This is a genomic window from Oleiphilus sp. HI0080, from assembly GCF_001635135.1.
On record NZ_LWFU01000744.1, the window covers coordinates 1 to 1,454 of the forward strand.

The 1,454-nt window shown below is 49.0% G+C and carries 2 protein-coding genes; both read right to left on the minus strand.

Annotated features, from left to right (window positions below):
• A partial coding sequence (locus tag A3751_RS15695; RefSeq protein ID WP_197466399.1) for a hypothetical protein occupies positions 1-209 on the minus strand: 209 nt, incomplete at its 3' end.
• A gap of 179 nt (positions 210-388) precedes the next feature.
• On the minus strand, positions 389-1,454 hold a 1,066-nt coding region (locus A3751_RS22950; protein WP_231876913.1), incomplete at its 5' end, for a hypothetical protein.

Below are 1,454 nucleotides of genomic sequence, written 5' to 3' on the forward strand. Positions count from 1 at the left end.
GTGCCGACAACGGTGGTGTCGATCTCAAAGTTATTCAGGTTTTTGTCCAGCATTAAGGCCATTTCTACTGTTCCATCAAGCCAAGCTGAATTGAGCTTACCTTCCATCTCGTCTGCATATCCTTGGCCAGCTAATGCTGAACCGGAAACGGTTGCTGTAACAGCCGTTGAAAGAATGGCCGAGGCTAGAAATGATTTATTGAAGTTCATACTGTGCTCCCTGTTAAAAATGGTGTTCAACGCTAAGCGTCAATGAATAGGTTGCAGGGGTCGTGCCAGAGTATAAAGTATATAAAAATCAAAGGTTTATGTGTTGATTGGTTATTTGGATGGTACTTTGATGGGCGAAATTTACCGATCGTTTGAAAAAAGTTCAGGGAGGGAGAGCGCTAGATACGCTTTAACGTCAAGCCTAGTACGGTCGCGATAAGCGCACTGATGGTGAATACGATAAACAGCGCAAATAACGAGCTCTGTGCCAGAACCGCAGAGGCAAGGCCAAATAGCAGTAACAGTGCGCCAATACAGGTATTACTGATGGCGACATATTCTGTACGCTTTTCATTACTGTTTTGCTGGTCATCGGCCAGATCGACCACAAACGTTTTGCGACCCAGGCGAACACCATTGTGCGTCAGGCTTAACAGCGCATACATCAGCAACCAAGCCCAAGTAGGAGGCGAAAGCAGGTCACTGAGTCCCGCGGTAGCGAATGCGCATAAAACGCAACTTAAAAGCGCTGAACTAATGAGCACCATACGACTGTTCTTATCAGATGCTGTGCCCCAAAAGCGACTACTTACAAGACTGCTGGAGCCTTCGATGATTACCAGTAGCGCAAAGACGGCGATGGTTGAGGTTGAATCCTGTTGCGATGAAGACAGAGAGAGCATTGCGATGTAAGGCATCGCAAGTGCAGAGACCATCATAAAAGCTCGGGTGATCACAAAGCGCGCAAAGTGCGTGTCATTCATCAAGAGACGCCCAGCGGGAGGCGACTGATCTGGAGTTGAGCCGGAAGAGGAGTCTGGACTCTTGTTTTGCCATTGTACAGATAAGTAGCTAACGGCGGCTAACGCGAAGAAGAGGCTTGCCGCGCCCAATAGGCTACCCAAAATCCAATGATGTTCCGCCAAACCCTGACTCACCACCGCGCCTGAACCAACGGATTGGTTGGTTGAGGCGGCTGAAGCGGAACTTGGTTCTGTGTTCAGTAGACGGTTTGTATAAATGTATAAACAAATGCCATAGGCGACGCTGATGGCACCTGCGATTGTTCCAGCAGTGCCGAGTAAGCCGCCGCGCTTGGATTTTCGAACGGTCGCACCGAGTACCGTTTTTGAGCTAAGCGAGCACAAGCTTCGCGCCAAGCTGAATAATAGTAAGGCGATCAGAATGGCAAGGCCGCCAATCCAGCCTTCGAGATTTAAAAACGCCACCAGCATCGCAGCAAGA